This is a genomic window from Dyella sp. EPa41 (assembly GCF_016586165.1).
Classification (GTDB): domain Bacteria; phylum Pseudomonadota; class Gammaproteobacteria; order Xanthomonadales; family Rhodanobacteraceae; genus Dyella.
Genome location: NZ_BCPR01000022.1, coordinates 52,619 through 67,942 on the forward strand (window position 1 = coordinate 52,619; position 15,324 = coordinate 67,942).

Sequence of the window (15,324 nt, forward strand, 5' to 3'; positions counted from 1 at the left end):
CCCGGCGCGGGGAAGGGAGGTCTGCGGGTCGTCAAAAATCGTAGGCCACCGAGAACCTGACGTAGCGCGGTGAGAGCGTGTCCTGCACCCGGCCGAAGTCGGGATTGGGGCTGGAGGTCGTGCCGTAGAAGTCGTTATAGAAAACAGGCGTCTGCTGGTCGAGCAGGTTGAAGACGGCGAGGTTGAAATCGAGCTTGTGATCCGCCCAGCCCGGTTTGTAATCCACGTTGAGACCGACCTGGTGCGTCCATGGCAGGCGACCCAGCGAACCCGGCGGGACAGGTTCGCCGCCACACCAGTAATAGGTATGGGAGCCGTGCAGCGCCAGCTGGTTGGGTCCATAGCCGCCACGGCACAGCACCGGCGTGCCGGATGCGATGTAGAGGTTGGCGCCCAGTGTCCAGTCCGGGGCGACCTGATAGGCGCCGAACAGCTTTATCTGGTGCCTGCGGTCATTGGGCAGCACGCCGGAGGAATATTCCATGCGCTCGGGGAAATCCCAGCCCGTCGTGAGCGACTCATAGGAGCCACCCTGCTGGGAGTACGTGCTCACCGGGCCTTCGTCGTTGCCCCAGGTGCGCGAGAACACGTAGTCGAGCTTGGCGAACCACTTGCCGTCCCACGCGTGCTCCAGCGACAGATCCAGCGAGTAGTAGCGGCGCGTCGGCCCCTTCGGGAAGCCCTGGTCCTTGGAGGACAACGTCACCGGCACGAGCGCGCCGCCCGGCGAGCGCATCCACAGGTTGCTGGTCTCGCCCGGATTGATCAGCACCAGGCTTTGCGCCCACTGGCTGCAGGTGTCCGGCGTCATGAACGCATAGCCCTGCGCGCGGCCGGCCGCGCACTCGATCTGGATATCGTCGAAGTCGTCGATGATGCGGTTCATGCGCTGGTAGGTGCCGGTCGCGCCGAACACCCACGACGTCCCCAGCATCTCGAACTGCTGCTGCAGGCCCAGCACGTAGTTGTCCGAGTACTCGGCCTTGATGTTGCGCGATGCGGAAACGCGCGGGTCCTTGGCCTGGCCGTACTCGCTGTCGATCGACACGCCCGTCGACGGATTCTGCGGCAGGGGCGTGAACCCGATCGGCGCGCCCGTGGCCGGATCGATGCCGGTGTAGGTGCCATACACGCCGGCATTGGTCACCGGTGCGGCGATCGACAGCGCCACCTGTTCCGGCAGCGCCAGGTAGTAGCGGCCCGCATTGCCGAACACCTTCAGCGAGGCGTCGCCATGCACGTCCCAGCTGAAGCCCAGGCGTGGCGCCCACTGCGGCTTGGTCAGGCGGATATACGGCACGCCCGAGGCGTCGTAGTTGGTGAACTGGTCGTTGCGCACGCCCAGGTTCAACAGCAGGTTCGGCGTGACCTGCCAGTTGTCCATGACGTACTGCGCGCGCTGCGTGACGCGCACGGAAGCCACGCTGATGTCGGTGTGCTGTTGTACGTAGTAGCAGCGAACCGTGCCGGTGCTGTCAGGGTGGCACTGGGTCGATGGCGCGACATAGGGCGGCACGCTGGGGTCCACGCCGAACACCGGCGAGCCGGGGTCGCTCTGCCCATAGATCCACTGGTATCCCGGACCGGGGTTCACCGAGCCGTCGTTCAAGTCCGTGGAATTGATGTTGTCGATACCGACCTGGAAGTCGTGGTCGCCGAGCTTGTAGTCGAGGTCCAGGCGGTAGTTCGTCACCGACTCCTTGTGATTGGGGTCGGTGATGGTCGAGTTGATCTGCGAGTTGGAGATGCCGCCGGGAGGCACGAACGCCGGATCCTGCACCGAGCTGCTGGCGATATGCGGCAGCAGGGGGTCGAAGCCTTCATAACCCGGCTGGCTCGTGTAGTACGAGCCGTGCATCTTGCCGACCATCGCATTCAGCGTCAGGTTGTCGGTGATGTAGGAGGTGTAGTTGGCCACCCATACCTTGAACGTGGTCCGCTTGATCTGGTCGAGGCTGTTGAAGTCACCCGGCTTGAGGGTGTCGTAGTCGAAGTCGTAGATGGTGCCGGCGGTCTTGTGCGAGTTCTGCACATAGCTCGCGCTCAGGACGTTGCTGTCGTTGATGTTCCAGTTGAACTTGGTATAGAACTTAGGATCGTGCACCTTCCACGTCTCGGTCGTGGCGGTGCTGCTGAACTCCGACGTGGTGCGGTAATGGGAGTCGTCCTGCTCCATGCCGATGTAGAAGAACAGCTTGTCCTTGATGAGCGGGCCGCTCACGTAGGCGTCGTAGATGGTCTCGCTGCTGCTGTTGTTGTTGCGATAGACGGCCAGGTCGCCAGGACGGTTGCCGGCGCTGGTCACCAGCTTGTTGGCGTAGTAGTAGTTGTCCGGGTCGGTGCGCAGGCTGCCCGGCTGCCACAGGGCGCGCGCGCCGAAATGCCAGTCGTTGTCGCCGCTCTTGCCGATCTGGTTGATCACGCCGCCGATGGAGCGGCCGTAGCGGGCGTCGTAGCCGCTGATGAAGGTCTGCTGCTGTTCGATGGCGCCATAGGGCAGGGAGATGCCGCCCTGGTTGTTGAGCAGCTCGGTGGTGTTCATGCCATCGAGGTAGTAGGCGTTCTCCGCCGTCGATGCGCCGCCGAACACCAGGTTCGGCGTGCCCAGCGGACCGGTGCCGATCTCGGGCGAACCCAGGTTGACGCCAGGCGCGAGCAGGGCGATGTCCTCGGCGGTGCGCTGCAAGGGCAATTGCTGCAATTGCTTCGCGGTGATCGTCGTCACCTGGTTGGTGGTGCTTACGTCGATGGGCGGCAGCGACGTGCCGGTGACGTTGATCGTGCTCAGCGTCCGGGCTCCCGTGGCAGTCGGGGCGGCGAAATCCACCGCGACCGCGCCTGCCGCCACCGGGCTCACTCCGCTGCGCGAATCCACGACCTTGCCATCCTGCAGCAGCGACACGGTGTAGGTGCCGACCGGCAAGGTGACCGAGTACTTGCCGGATGCCCCGACATCGATGGTTCGATTGAAGCCTGAGCCGCCGGTGATCTGGACAGATTCGCCTGCCACCGCAGGCACCGTGCCGTAGATCGTGCCGTTGGTCGCCTGCGCCCACGCGTTGCCCGTGAGGCCCAGGACGATCGATCCGATGGCAAGCGGTAGCGCCTTGCACTTGAGGACATGCTGGGGATGCAGCGCGCGCAAAGATTTGCCCTTCATGACGATGTGCACTCCACTCTGTTGAAACGCCCGTACTGCGCCTTCAGGCCGAGGAGCGGTGCGTTCGGTCCTTGGCAGGAACGGAACGCGGATGGCTTCGCGGCAACCACAGGTCATGCGAGCCGTGACGGCTCGACAGACGAAACCTGGACCTGACCGGGCAACAGGCGACGACAGCGCGCTTCGACATCGCGATGCGGATCGGCCTCATGGGACAGATCCTTCGTGAGTTGGCATGCGCTGCGAGCGGTTCTCCCCAACCAGCCCACAAGTGCTTGCGCGAGCGTAGTCTCGGGCTGGTACGAGCCGCCAATGAAAAAACATCGGCTCACCATAACTGGGGGTTATGGGGACGTGGTTTGCGAGGCCCGCGCGCAATCGGCAGGCCGATCATCGATGGCGCAGCGCCAGCGATTCGATGCCGCGACACCGAAAAACGGCTCGATCCACCGGGCGTCGACGCGCGCGCCTGCGCCACGCAGGCATCACCGTCTACCTCAGATCACTTCCACACGTTGACGAACACCGTGATGATCACGGCATTGGTGAAGTCGATGAGGAACGCGCCCACCACCGGCGCGACGAGAAACGCGCGTGGCGCGGGGCCGAAGCGTTCCGTGAGCGAACTCATGCAGGCCATCGCATTGGCGGTAGTGCCGAGCATGAAGCCGGTGAAGCCGCTCGCCATGACGGCGGCGTCGTAGTCGCGCCCCATCAGCTGCAGCAGCGGCCAACAGCACAAGGCCACCACCAGCACGGTCTGCAGCGCCAGGTTGACCAGCAGCGGCGCCGCCATGCCCGACAGGTCCCACAGGTGCAGATCCATCAGCGCCATCACGAGAAACAACGAGAGGCTGATGCTGCCGATCATCTCCATGCTGCACGCCGACAGGCCAAACCAGCCGAAGTGATCGTCGATGTTGCGGATCACCGCGCCCGCCAGCATGGCGCCGATGTACGCGGGCAGGGTGAGGCCGAGCATCCCCAGGCCCGCGCTGATCCATGCGCCGATACCCATGGCGATCAGCATGAACACGAGGCTCTTGAGTCCCGCGTAGGCAGGGTCCGCGATCCGGCGTTTCGTCGATGGCGCGACGGGCGGTGCCGTCGCGTCGGTGTCCGCGCGCGTGGCGCCGGCAGGGTACAGTCCAAGCCGCTCGATCAGCAGGGCCGCCAGCGGCGCACCCAGGATGGAGCCGCACACGATGCCGGCCATGGCATTGGCCAGGGCCACGCTCTTGGCGCCCTGCACGCCGGCACTCGCGAACAGCGGCGCGAACGCAAGTCCCGTGGCCGGCCCACCCGCCAACGTGGCCGAGCCGGTCACCACGCCAAACAGCGGTGGCAGTCCAAACGCCTTGGCCATACCCACGCCCAGCAGGTTCTGGATCACGGCCAACCCGCTTGCCAATCCAAGGAACAGCAGGATCTGCCGGCCGCCGATCTTCAGCAGCGTGGCGCTGGCGTTGAAGCCGATGCCGGTGAAGAAGGCGATCATCAACGGCTGCTCGAGCCCGGTGTCGAAATGGATGGGCGTGACGTTCCAGTGCCGGCACGCCAGCATCAGCAGCGCCACCAGCAGGCCGCCAATGACGGGCGCGGGAATGCTGAAGCGCGCCAGCACCGGCACGCGCCGCCGGATGGCGTAGCCGACAAGCAGCAACAGGCCGCCGCAGGCCAATGTCTGTATCGAGTCGAGTGTCAGCACGCGCGAGTACCCAGGTCGACAGCGAGGGTGAGTCTATATGCTCATTTCGCGAAGCTGGCGAGGAGGTGGTCGGTCATGGCCTCCACGCCCATGGATACCGGATCCTGGCAGGGCAGGCCGAACAAGGCGCCGACGCGCTCGCAGAGTGCGTGCGCCTCGTCCACGGGCAGGCTCGACGTATTGAGCGCGATGCCCACCGGCTTCACTGCCGGGTTGGTCAGTCGCGCAGCGGCGAGGTTGGCTTCCATGCAGGCCATGAGATCGGGGATCGGATAACCGGGCAGTCCGCGCATATGGCGCCGCGTGGGCTCATGGCACAGCACCAGCGCATCGGGCTGAGAGCCGTGCAGCAAGCCGAGCGATACGCCGGCGAAGGAAGGATGGAACAGCGAGCCCTGGCCCTCGATGAGATCCCATCCGTCGTCGTTCCGCGCCGGCGATATGGCTTCGGCCGCGCCGGAGATGAAATCCGCCACCACCGCGTCGATGGGGATGCCCGAGCCCGCGACGAGAATGCCTGTCTGGCCGGTCGCCCGAAAATCCGCGCGATGGCCGCGCCGGCGCAGCGAGCGCTCCAGCGCCAACGCCGTATACATCTTGCCCACCGAACAATCCGTGCCCACCGTCAGCAGTCGCCGTCCCGCACGCGGCTTGCCGGTGCCCACCGGTATGCCTGGCCTGGGCGCGCGCGCATCGAACAGCGTGCGGCCGTGGCTGCGTGCCGCCGCCACGATATCGGGGTCGTCATTGAGCCGATGATGCAGGCCCGACACCACGTGAAGACCAGCCTCCAGCGCGGCAATGGCGTCGGCGATCATCTCCGGGCCCATCACGCCGCCTGCGTTCGCCACGCCGATCACCATCGTGCGTGCGCCATCCGCCAGGCTTTGCGCGAGGCCGACATCCCGCAGCCCCAGCGTCACCGCGCAGTCCTCCCGGCGATACTGGCCCAGGCACCATTGCGGCCGCCAATACGCCAGGCCACGCGCTGTCTTGATCGACAGGTCGTCGGCGGCACTACCCAGGTACAACACGTACGGCGGTCCCCACGGGGCGCCTTCTTCGCCTTGCGCGGACATCGGCAGCTCCTTTCCTGCGGGCAGGTCGTTCCATGCGTGGCGGAAACCCCGGTGCGTGAGGCGTCCTTGCCGCCGGGCCGAGCATAGTCAGCGCTACAGGCGTGCAGCCAATGAAAAGATGGGCACGAGGCATAACCGGTGGTTGTGGATGCCGGATGCCCGCGGCATGCCTTCTGGCACCGCCGAATTTGTCTGCCCATCGGTAATGTGCTGCACTGAAAGCGGGCAATCGCCGCATTGGACCAGATGGGGATCGGGCTATGCGTCTGCGTTACATCGAGCTGTTCCATGCTGTCCTGAGCACGGGCAGCCTCACTGGCGCAGCGAGCCTGTTGAACGTGTCGCAGCCCGCGGCCAGCAAGGCATTGCAGCAGGCCGAGAGCCACCTGGGCTTTCCGCTTTTCAGCCGCGTGCGCGGCCGCTTGCAGCCCACGCCGCAGGCGTTGCTGATGCGCCACCAGATCGACAAGCTGATGCGCGACCTGTACGACCTGCGACGCCTGGCGGTGAACATCACCCGGCCGGAAAGCCATCCGTTGAGGGTGACCTGCACGCCGGCGCTGGCCCAGGTGCTGGTACCCGATGCCATCGCGCGGCTGGGCGAGGTCTATCCGGAAACCATCGTCGAGCTGTTCACCCAGCACTCGGCGGTCATGTGCGAATCGCTGATGCTGCGCGAAGCCGACATCGGCCTCACCCTGCAGGACATCAATCACCATGGGCTGGTGCAGGAGCCGTTGTGCCGCGGCAACATCAAGGTGATCGCGCCGCCGGGCTGGTGGCCCGAGCGTGAACTCGACCGGCCGTTGCCGATCAAGGCGCTGGCCGGCCAGCCGATGATCGGCATCACCGTCCAGGATGCCTTGGGCGCCATGCTGCAGAACCATCTCACCAAGGTCGAGCCGGCGCCGGTGACCAAGGTCTGGGTGCAGACCTACCAGCTGGCCTGCTCGCTGGTCGCGCGGGGAGGCGGGCTGGCCCTGGTCGATCCCTTCACCGCGCAATGCAGCAGGGAGCCCGTGCAGAAGCGCGCCCTGAAGCTGGAGATGGACGTCGTCCTGTACGCCGTCTACCGTCCCGACAGTCCGCTCGACAGCGTGCAGACGCGCTTCCTCGACTACATGAGGCAAATGGCGAAGAAGATATTGACGAACTCTTGAGTCGCGCTTGCCGCGTATTTGCGATATCGATGGCCCGGCGGTCGAATCGCGGCGAATGAAGCGGGCGCCACTTCACGGTTTGATCTCCATCGCGGCGCGAAATTTGCTTCCAACTGGGAAGCGCGGCATGGGCGATCATGGCGGAACCGTCATGGCGCGATGCCGGCGAACCTTGCTCCGCGACCCTTTCGCTGCTCATGTAACGCAGGACCGGCTGCGCGAACCATGGTGACAATGAAGGCTCCTCCCAAGATTCCATCGCCGCTGGCCATTCTCCTGTTCGGCGTCCTGACGGCCGTGCTGCTCCTCGCCGCCATCATCAACGGCCTGCGATCCGACCTTCACTCGCAGCTCGAGGAAAGCGGCCGCCGCGCCGACGAGGTGGCGCGCAACGTGGCGCAGGCCGTTCGCCTGCCTTTGCGCACCGGCGCCAACGCCATGACCTTCATCGCCGAGGAATCGGCTCGCCTCCAGCGCACGGCACCGGAGCAGGGCGATGTGCTCATCAAGGGGCTGGTCACGGAAATTCTCGGGCGCCAGCCGCAGATGGTGGACATCACCTTCCTCGATGTCGCCACGCCCGGCGACGGTGCCGCGCCGTCGATGCCGCCGCCCAGGTGGACGTTGTGCGCGGCACGCGCGTCCTCGCCGTCGGGCGCGCCATGCTTTGGCCCCATCACCAGGCTGCCCGGCGGCCTGGCGCTGTCCGTGGCGGCGCCCGTGGATGGCCGCCGCTGGGTGACTGGAGACATCAGCCTGTCCGCGCTGGAACGTGCCGTTGAAAATGTTCCCCATGGAAGCGGCACGTCCTTCAAGGTGGTCGATGAGCAGGGCAGGCCGATCGCGCAGGGCGGCAACCTGGACGCGACGCCGGCATCGGCCGATATGGCGGAGACACCGTCCTGGACCGAAAAGCTGTTCAAGGTCCACGCGCCTTCACCCCTCGTGGTGTCGTTGCGGGTCGAGCCTTATCCCTTCAAGGTCATTGCCCATACCAGCCGCCAGGCAGCACTTGCCGCCTGGCACAGGCATGTCGCGGTGGCCGCCGCCTTCTACGCGCTCTATCTATTGGTCTTCGCGGGCTTGCTGGGCGTGATGTACCGCGCCACGAGGATGCAGCGCTACTACATCCGTCATCTGGTAGGCAAAACGCAGGAGCTGCACGCCGCGCAACGCGTGGGCCGGACCGCCATCTGGAGCTTCCACGACTCGCGTTTCCATTGCACCGACGAGAGTGGCGAGCTGTTCGGCCTTTCCGGCGGGCGATGCACGGCCAGTGCGAGGGAATTCCTGGCGCTCGTGCTCCCCAGGGATCGACCGGCACTCGCCAGGCAGGCCAGGGCAGCCTGGAAAACCCATGGCGCCTTGCATGCCGAATTCCAGATACGGAAGTCCGGCGGCGCCGTGCGCCACCTGTCCGCGCGCGGGCAGGTCGTGGTCGACGATGACGGGACCAAAAAGATGACCGGAACGGTCGTCGACGTCACGGAGCAGTGGGAGGCGCGCCGAAGGCACGCGGAAAGCGAGCACCGCTTCCGCACGTTGTTCGACCACAATCCGCTCGCATTCTGGGTGTTCGACGCTGCCACCCTGCGGTTTCTCGAGGTCAATGCCGAAGCCGTGAGGGCCTACGGTTACACGCGCGATGAATTCCTCCGCATGACCATCCACGACATCCGGGATCCGGATGACCGTCGTGAACTCGCCGAGCATCTTGGGATGCCCAGCGACGAAAGGACGAATCCCCAGCTGTGGGTGCACCGCACCAAGGACGGCCGGGCCATCGATGTGCGCATCCACGCGGCCGACATCGAGTTCAATGGCGTGCCGGCGCGACTGATCATGGCGGAGGACGTCCGCGCGGAGCTCGCCGGCGAGCGGGAAGTGATGTACCACGCCTCGCATGACTTGGCGACAGGCTTACCCAATCAGCATGCGCTACTGAGTCGAATGGACACGCTCGTGGCCAATGGGCGCGAGTTCGGCATCGCCTATATCCAATTGCTGGGCATGGATGCCATTGCGGACACCTTTGGCATCCAGGTGGCGACGGGCACCTTGCAGGCCATGGCGGCACGCCTGAGCGAAGGTATCGGCCCCGACGAATTCCTCGCGGCGATCAACCAGGAGGCGTTCGCATGGATGGCTTCCGGGGAACTCATGACCGAGGTCCGTCTGCGCTGGATTGTCCAGTGCGTGGCAGAGCCCCTGTTCTACGAGGACACCCAGCACCAGATAGACATCGTGGTGGGCACCGCCAGGCATCCGGACGATGCCGTGCGTTCGGACGTGCTGCTCGGATGCGCCGCATTGGCGGCGCATGCGCATATCCGCAGCGACCGCCCCATTCATGGCTTCGAACCCTCGCTCGCACGCGACTCCCGGGAGCGGCTGCACTTCGCCGCGAATTTGCGGCGGGCCGTCAATCGGCACGAATTCGAACTGCACTTCCAGCCCATCACGGACTACCCGGGCATGCGGCTCATCGGGCTGGAGGCGCTTATCCGATGGCCGCAACCCGATGGCACGTTCATCCCGCCGTCGACGTTCATTCCGTTGTGCGAGGAATCGGGGCTTATCGTTCCGCTGGGGCAGTGGGTTCTCAACCAGGTGGCCAAGGCGGCCACGCGACTTGCGGATGCGGGCTTCAGGCACCTGCCGATCGGCATCAACGTCTCGCCGGCGGAACTGCGCAACGGTGACCTGGTGGCGAACCTTCGCGCGGCCCGGACCCATTACGCCCTGGAAGGCGGCGCCATCTATGTGGAGCTGACGGAAAGCTGCCTGATCGAACACCGGGACAAGGCCATCGACGTGATGAGGAAGTTGCGCGACGAAGGCATCGCGATTGCGCTGGACGATTTCGGCACGGGCTTTTCCAGCCTTTCCTATCTGCGCGACCTGCCGATCGACATGCTGAAGATCGACCAGGGATTCATACGCGACGTCGACCGCGACGCCCGGTCGGCCACGATCTGCGAAGCCATCATCTCGCTTGGCAAGAGCCTGGGGATTCGCGTGATGGCCGAAGGCATCGAGCGCTCATCGCAATACGAATGGCTCCATCGCCACGGCTGCGACGGTGCCCAGGGGTTCTATCTGGGCAGGCCCGAGCCGCTGGCCGAGCTTCTGAAGCGTTGGCCGCCGGCATCATTGCCGAGTGCCATGCGGTAAGGCCCCGGTCGTCGCGGACAACAGCACTGCCTTCACGCCAGCGACACCCTGCACTCAATGCCCTCGCGCGCCATCTTTGCGTAGGGGCAGATGCGCTCCGTGTTGCGCACCAGCTCTTCCGCCACGGCACGCTCGACGCCGGGAAGGCTGATGCGCACATCGGTGACGAGGGAGAAGAGGCCATCCACCGGATCCCTGCCGAAGGTGACCGATGCGGTGACTTCGGCATCGGGGATGGCCACTTTCGCACGTGAGGCCAGCAGGCTCAGCGCGCCGTGAAAGCACGCGGCATAACTGGCCGCGAAGAGTTGCTCGGGGTTCGTGCCTTCGCCTTGTCCGCCGAGTTCGGTCGGCAGTCGGAGCGTGACATCCAGCCGCCCGTCGTCGGAACGCGCGATTCCTGACGTGCGGGCATGCCTGGCTTCGCCGCCGCTGACCCGCACGGTTGCCGTGTAGAGCGGCTGGAATGCCACGCCGCGATACTTGTCGAGCAAGGATGTGGGTGGACGCTGCAGTTTGCTCATGGCGGAACTCCGGACCTCATGGCGCAGGACTCACACGCTCGGGCAAAGGGCGGGTCTTTTCAAGGCCGAAGCGCGTATGGCCCCGCGGGAACACAAGGCAGCCAAAGCAGCCGGTGGTCATCACGCGTCCGAAGATGCTCTCCCGTCGAGTGATATCCGCAGCGGAACACCAGGATCGCTCGATGTCAGGCCGCCCGCGCATATTCCGACCGGTCGAACCATGACTTGAAGTCGATGGGACCGAGCCGTGCCTTACCCACAGGAAGCAGGGAATCCTCCTGCAGGATGGCGCCAAAGTAGGGCGCGTCCACGTCCGCGAACACGTGATGCGGGTCGTGGGTCAGCTCAAGGAAGCGCTCGACCAAACCCGACATGCTGATCTTGTCGGGACCGGCGATCTCGACGATGCCGTTGGCCGGCGTGTCGAGCGCGTAGTCAGCGACGGCGTCGGCCACGTCTTCGGAGGCGATGGGTTGCATGAGCGCGGGAGAGACATGCACGGCATCGCCCTTGGAAGCCGCCTTGACGATGCTGCCGAGGAACTCGAAGAACTGGGTGGAGTGGATGATCGTGAACGGGATGCCCGATGCACGAATGATCTGCTCCTGCGCAACCTTGGCCCGCATGTAGCCACTGGAGGCGAGGCGCTCGGCACCCACCACCGAGAGCGCCACGTGGTGCTTCACGCCAGCCTTCTTTTCGGCGGCGAAGAGGTGGCGTCCCGATTGCTGGAAGAACTCGAGCACCGCCTGGTCCTCGAACGAGGGCGAATTGGCGAGATCGATCACGACGCTGGCGCCAGCCATGGCTTCATCCAGGCCTTCACCCGTGAGCGTGTTGACGCCGGAGGAAGGGGATGCGGCCAGTACTTCATGGCCGCGCTTGCGCAGGCGCTCGACGACTTTGCCGCCGATCAATCCCGTACCGCCGATAACCACGATCTTCATGGGACACCTCCATTCAAAATGGCGCCGATGGTGCGCCGCGATGGCATGCTAGGTACGAGCGCCCGCGCCCGGTAGGCGCCGCGACGGGCTCACGGTGTTGCGTCCAGCGCATCAATCCTGAAGTTCCTCCAAGACCCGGGCATTGGAAACCATGGCGATCGATGCTTCGCCATCGATCGAATCCAGGCCGCTGATGTAATACAGGTCCAGGGCGCGCACCGCCTCGGTGATGTAGTCGATGAAAACGCGGATGCGGGCGGGCATCTGCTGGCGACTGAGATAGCAGAGGTAATGGCCACGGTCGTCGGGGGCGTACTGCGCGAGGCACGCCAATAGCCGCCCCGCGCGCAGGTGTTCCGCGACCTGGTAGCCCGCCAGTTGGGCCAGGCCTTCGCCGGCCAGCACGCCTTGCAGGACGAGGTCGGCATCATTGAAGGTATAGACGGCCGGCGGCACGAGCTTTTGCCTGCACCCGCCCGACTTGAATTCCCACTCCGCCACGCGCCCGGAGGCCATGCGGTAATTGACGCAAGCGTGCGAAGCAAGCTCTTCGATATGCCGGGGCAGGCCATGCTCATCGGCGTACTCCGGCGATGCGCAGACCAGCATCTGCATGGGCACGAGCCGCTTGGCCACGATCTGGCTGTCCTCCAGCTGGCCGTCGCGGAAGGCGATGTCGATGCGGTCGGAAGTGAAGTCGGTCGGGCGATCGTCCAGCATGAGGTCGATGGCGATATCGGGAAAGCGCGCGCGGAAGCCGGCCAGCAATGGCGCGATCACCTGGCGCCCGAACCCGGTGGTTGCACTGATGCGCAGCTGCCCGCGGGGTGGCCCCGCGCGCAGTTCCCGCATGTCTTCCAGGGCCTGGACAATACGCTGCACGCCGGGGTGGCAGTTGCGATAGAACAATTCGCCTTCGCGCGTGAGCGAGGTACTGCGGGTGGTGCGCAGAAAAAGACGCGCATCCAGCTGGGCTTCCAGTTTCTGCACACTACGACTCACGGCGGACCGGCCAACGCCAAGGCGGTCGGCCGCGCGCGCAAAACTGCCTTCCGCCGCGACGGCAATGAAGGCGACGACGCCGGCATAGCTGGCGGTGAAGCTGGAGGCGAGCGAGTCCGCAGCCTCGCCCTGGGGCTTGTCTTGCAAGTTGAAAGTCATGTGCGGACGCCTCGTGGTTTTCGATGCGGGAGGGCCGCAAAAGCGATCTCGCGCGCTGTCTCCGGCCCGACACACCCACTAGTCGTTTCAGGCGGGGCGTTTGTGACATTGCCCCGTCCAGGCGGCGGCCGGTGCGGGAGTGTCAGCCTTCGCCGAGACGCCGCTCGATGCGACGGTCCGGAATGAACCACATGGCGGCGACGATGGCGTACAGCGCGCAGGAAACCACGGGGTTGGCATAGGCGAGGGCAATGGCGCAGACCTGGATGGAGATCGACAGCCGGGTCTTGCGATCCGAACCCAGCGCCTTGCGAAGCTCCGAGCCCGGCCCGCCATTGGCGCTGATCAGCGTGCGCGCGAGCATCTCCCAGGAAACCGCGGCCAACCATAGCGTGATGCCATAGAAAACGGCCGGCGCCACGGCCGGCTGCGGATGCGCCTTGTTGAGCCATGCGGTCGAAAACGGGAACAACGACAGGCAGAACAGGAAAAACAGGTTTGCCCACATCACTTTTCCGTTGACGTGCTGGACGAGCTGCAACATGTGATGGTGGTTGTTCCAGTAGATGCCGACGTAGATGAAACTGAGGATATAGCTAAGGAATACCGGGCCGTCCTCCAGCAACGCGCGCCACGTGCCCTCCGATGGCACGCGCAGTTCGAGCACCATGATCGTGATGACGACGGCGATGACGCCGTCCGTGAAGGCTTCCAGTCGACCTTTTCCCATATCGATGCCTTCTCTCCTGGGTGGCGCCGCATCATGGTTGCGCCGAGTACGGGCGGAGCAGGGTGGCGACCCGTGGATTTCACGGTGCGCCGGGAGCGGCGCGACGCCAGTGCACGGACGAGATAACGATATACCCCGATACGGCCTTGCCATTGGTGCGTTGCCGACAACGCACCATGTCCTTTCGGGCATCTATTGGGGCGAAGTGCGCCGCCCTAGCATCGACGGCGACCGGGTGCCGCGCGCGACCACCCATGGGACGAACAGCGCCGTCTTCGAGGTGGCTCATGAAAATCGTCGTGATCGGCGGTAACGGGTTGGTCGGCCGGAACGTGGTGCGGCGGCTTCGGCTCCATGGGCATGATGTTTCGGCGGCATCGCGCGTTTCAGGGGTGGATATCACCACGGGCGCCGGCCTTGCCGAGGCGCTCGCGGGGGCCGAGGTGGTCGTGGACGCAAGCAACTCGCCTGAGCGCGACGGCCCGGCATCGTTCGAATTCTTCAAGGCCGGCGGCACCCATCTTCTCGCGGCGGAAACAGCGGCCGAGGTAAAGCATCACGTTTCATTGTCTGTCGTAGGCACCGGCCGCCTGGACGACAGTCCCTATCTGCACGGCAAGGCCGTGCAGGAGCGGATGATCCGTGAATCGAGTATCCCCTTCACGATCCTGCACGCGACGCAGTTCTACGAATTCCTGCTCGAAATCGTTGAGCGCAGCGTCTATGAGCAGACGCTCCGCCTGTCGCCGGCCTATATACAGCCCGTGGCTTCTGCTGATGTTGCAGCCTCGCTGGCCGAACTGGCGGTGCGGCCACCGAAAAATGACATGGTCGAGATTGCCGGGCCGGATCGCGAACGGCTCTCCGAGATTATCCAGCGCTTTCTCACCGAGATCGAGGCACCCTATGACGTGGTGACGGACACGCTCGCGCCGTACTTCGGCGCCCGGCTGGATGACGAATCCTTGCTGCCGAAGGAGGGGGCACGCATTTGCTCCACGGGTTTCCAGGCGTGGCTCGGGCAGTCGGAATACTGGGGCGCCGGCTGGTAGCTACTCGCCGGCGGTACGCGGCCATGCTTCAGTCCGCTGCGATGGAGCAGCGGCACGCGGCAGCCATGCATGTCGTTTGGGTCGCGGCACCGCGCCGGATACGGAAAAGGTTGGTGCGTTGCATGCGACGCGCGGATGCCGCGCCGCCGGTTGCCGGTTTTCATGCGATGCACGCAGCCATTGATGCCCCGCAGGCAACACCATGCTCCGCTCCAGGGTGCTACCGGGGATGCGTCGTCGATTCTAGCCTGCCATGGCACCGTGAGCTCTGGCACATGGTTGTTCCCATCGCAGCCGGCATCGCATTTGCCCGAGGATCCATCATGACCATGCGTCTCGACTATCAAAAGCAGGCTCCCGATTTCTTCAAGAAGTTCGCCGACTTCAGCAATGCGCTCGCGCATTCGGCGATCGACGAGACGACCCACGACTTGGTGAACGTTCGCGCATCGCAGATCAACGGATGCACGTTCTGCCTGGACATGCACGTAAAGGAGGCGACCCTCCACGGCGAGCGCGCGCTGCGCCTCCACCATGTCGCAGCCTGGCGCGAGTCCACGTTGTTCACGCCGCGCGAGCGGGCCGCCCTGTCCTGGACCGAAGTGCTGACGCAGCTTCCCGCGCAAGGC

The 15,324-nt window shown here is 65.0% G+C and carries 11 protein-coding genes; 4 read left to right on the forward strand and 7 right to left on the reverse strand.

All coding sequences use genetic code 11. From position 1 onward, the window contains the following. Positions 1-31: 31 nt before the first annotated feature. The 3 genes from JMF82_RS09340 to dgcN form a co-directional block, all read right to left on the reverse strand. Positions 32-3,160 carry a TonB-dependent receptor gene (locus JMF82_RS09340; RefSeq protein ID WP_201314258.1) on the reverse strand — a complete coding sequence of 1,043 codons (3,129 nt, stop codon included), beginning with the start codon at positions 3,158-3,160 and terminating at the stop codon, positions 32-34. Between the two features lie 502 nt (positions 3,161-3,662). Continuing rightward, on the reverse strand, positions 3,663-4,868 hold the full coding sequence (gene gltS / locus JMF82_RS09345; RefSeq protein ID WP_201314259.1) for a sodium/glutamate symporter: 1,206 nt from the start codon (positions 4,866-4,868) through the stop codon (positions 3,663-3,665). Positions 4,869-4,909: 41 nt separating this feature from the next. Continuing rightward, positions 4,910-5,947: an N-acetyltransferase DgcN gene (gene dgcN, locus JMF82_RS09350; protein WP_201314260.1), complete on the reverse strand. Its 1,038-nt coding sequence runs from the start codon at positions 5,945-5,947 to the stop codon at positions 4,910-4,912. A gap of 260 nt (positions 5,948-6,207) precedes the next feature. On the opposite strand from dgcN, the gene JMF82_RS09355 reads away from it, so the two are divergent. After that, positions 6,208-7,107 (forward strand): LysR substrate-binding domain-containing protein, encoded by a 900-nt coding sequence (locus JMF82_RS09355; RefSeq protein ID WP_201314261.1) that lies wholly within the window; start codon positions 6,208-6,210, stop codon positions 7,105-7,107. A 234-nt stretch (positions 7,108-7,341) separates the two neighbouring features. Further along, entirely contained in the window at positions 7,342-10,281 is a 2,940-nt protein-coding gene (locus tag JMF82_RS09360) for an EAL domain-containing protein (RefSeq protein WP_201314262.1), read from the forward strand. 32 nt (positions 10,282-10,313) lie between these two features. Here JMF82_RS09360 and JMF82_RS09365 read toward each other — a convergent pair whose 3' ends face one another. The 4 genes from JMF82_RS09365 to JMF82_RS09380 form a co-directional block, all read right to left on the reverse strand. Continuing rightward, positions 10,314-10,805 (reverse strand): Ohr family peroxiredoxin, encoded by a 492-nt coding sequence (locus JMF82_RS09365; protein ID WP_201314263.1) that lies wholly within the window; start codon positions 10,803-10,805, stop codon positions 10,314-10,316. A 185-nt stretch (positions 10,806-10,990) separates the two neighbouring features. Next, on the reverse strand, positions 10,991-11,752 hold the full coding sequence (locus tag JMF82_RS09370) for an SDR family oxidoreductase (RefSeq protein ID WP_201314264.1): 762 nt from the start codon (positions 11,750-11,752) through the stop codon (positions 10,991-10,993). A gap of 111 nt (positions 11,753-11,863) precedes the next feature. Further along, positions 11,864-12,913 carry a LysR family transcriptional regulator gene (locus JMF82_RS09375; RefSeq protein WP_201314265.1) on the reverse strand — a complete coding sequence of 350 codons (1,050 nt, stop codon included), beginning with the start codon at positions 12,911-12,913 and terminating at the stop codon, positions 11,864-11,866. 142 nt (positions 12,914-13,055) lie between these two features. Next, on the reverse strand, positions 13,056-13,643 hold the full coding sequence (locus tag JMF82_RS09380) for a TMEM175 family protein (RefSeq protein ID WP_201314266.1): 588 nt from the start codon (positions 13,641-13,643) through the stop codon (positions 13,056-13,058). Positions 13,644-13,930: 287 nt separating this feature from the next. On the opposite strand from JMF82_RS09380, the gene JMF82_RS09385 reads away from it, so the two are divergent. Both JMF82_RS09385 and JMF82_RS21980 read left to right on the forward strand, forming a co-directional pair. After that, a complete protein-coding gene (locus JMF82_RS09385) occupies positions 13,931-14,695 on the forward strand; it encodes an SDR family oxidoreductase (protein ID WP_201314267.1) in 765 nt (254 codons plus the stop codon). Positions 14,696-14,817: 122 nt separating this feature from the next. After that, positions 14,818-15,324: carboxymuconolactone decarboxylase family protein (locus JMF82_RS21980; protein WP_236585385.1), on the forward strand; the 507-nt coding region annotated here is incomplete at its 3' end.

Coding starts and splice junctions, on each gene's coding strand:
- dgcN (WP_201314260.1), bottom strand. CDS start 5,947: ATGTCCGCGCAAGGCGAAGAAGGCGCCCCGTGGGGACCGCCGTACGTG.
- JMF82_RS09360 (WP_201314262.1), top strand. CDS start 7,342: ATGAAGGCTCCTCCCAAGATTCCATCGCCGCTGGCCATTCTCCTGTTC.
- JMF82_RS09365 (WP_201314263.1), bottom strand. CDS start 10,805: ATGAGCAAACTGCAGCGTCCACCCACATCCTTGCTCGACAAGTATCGC.
- JMF82_RS09355 (WP_201314261.1), top strand. CDS start 6,208: ATGCGTCTGCGTTACATCGAGCTGTTCCATGCTGTCCTGAGCACGGGC.
- JMF82_RS09380 (WP_201314266.1), bottom strand. CDS start 13,643: ATGGGAAAAGGTCGACTGGAAGCCTTCACGGACGGCGTCATCGCCGTC.
- JMF82_RS09375 (WP_201314265.1), bottom strand. CDS start 12,913: ATGACTTTCAACTTGCAAGACAAGCCCCAGGGCGAGGCTGCGGACTCG.
- JMF82_RS09340 (WP_201314258.1), bottom strand. CDS start 3,160: ATGAAGGGCAAATCTTTGCGCGCGCTGCATCCCCAGCATGTCCTCAAG.
- JMF82_RS09370 (WP_201314264.1), bottom strand. CDS start 11,752: ATGAAGATCGTGGTTATCGGCGGTACGGGATTGATCGGCGGCAAAGTC.
- JMF82_RS09385 (WP_201314267.1), top strand. CDS start 13,931: ATGAAAATCGTCGTGATCGGCGGTAACGGGTTGGTCGGCCGGAACGTG.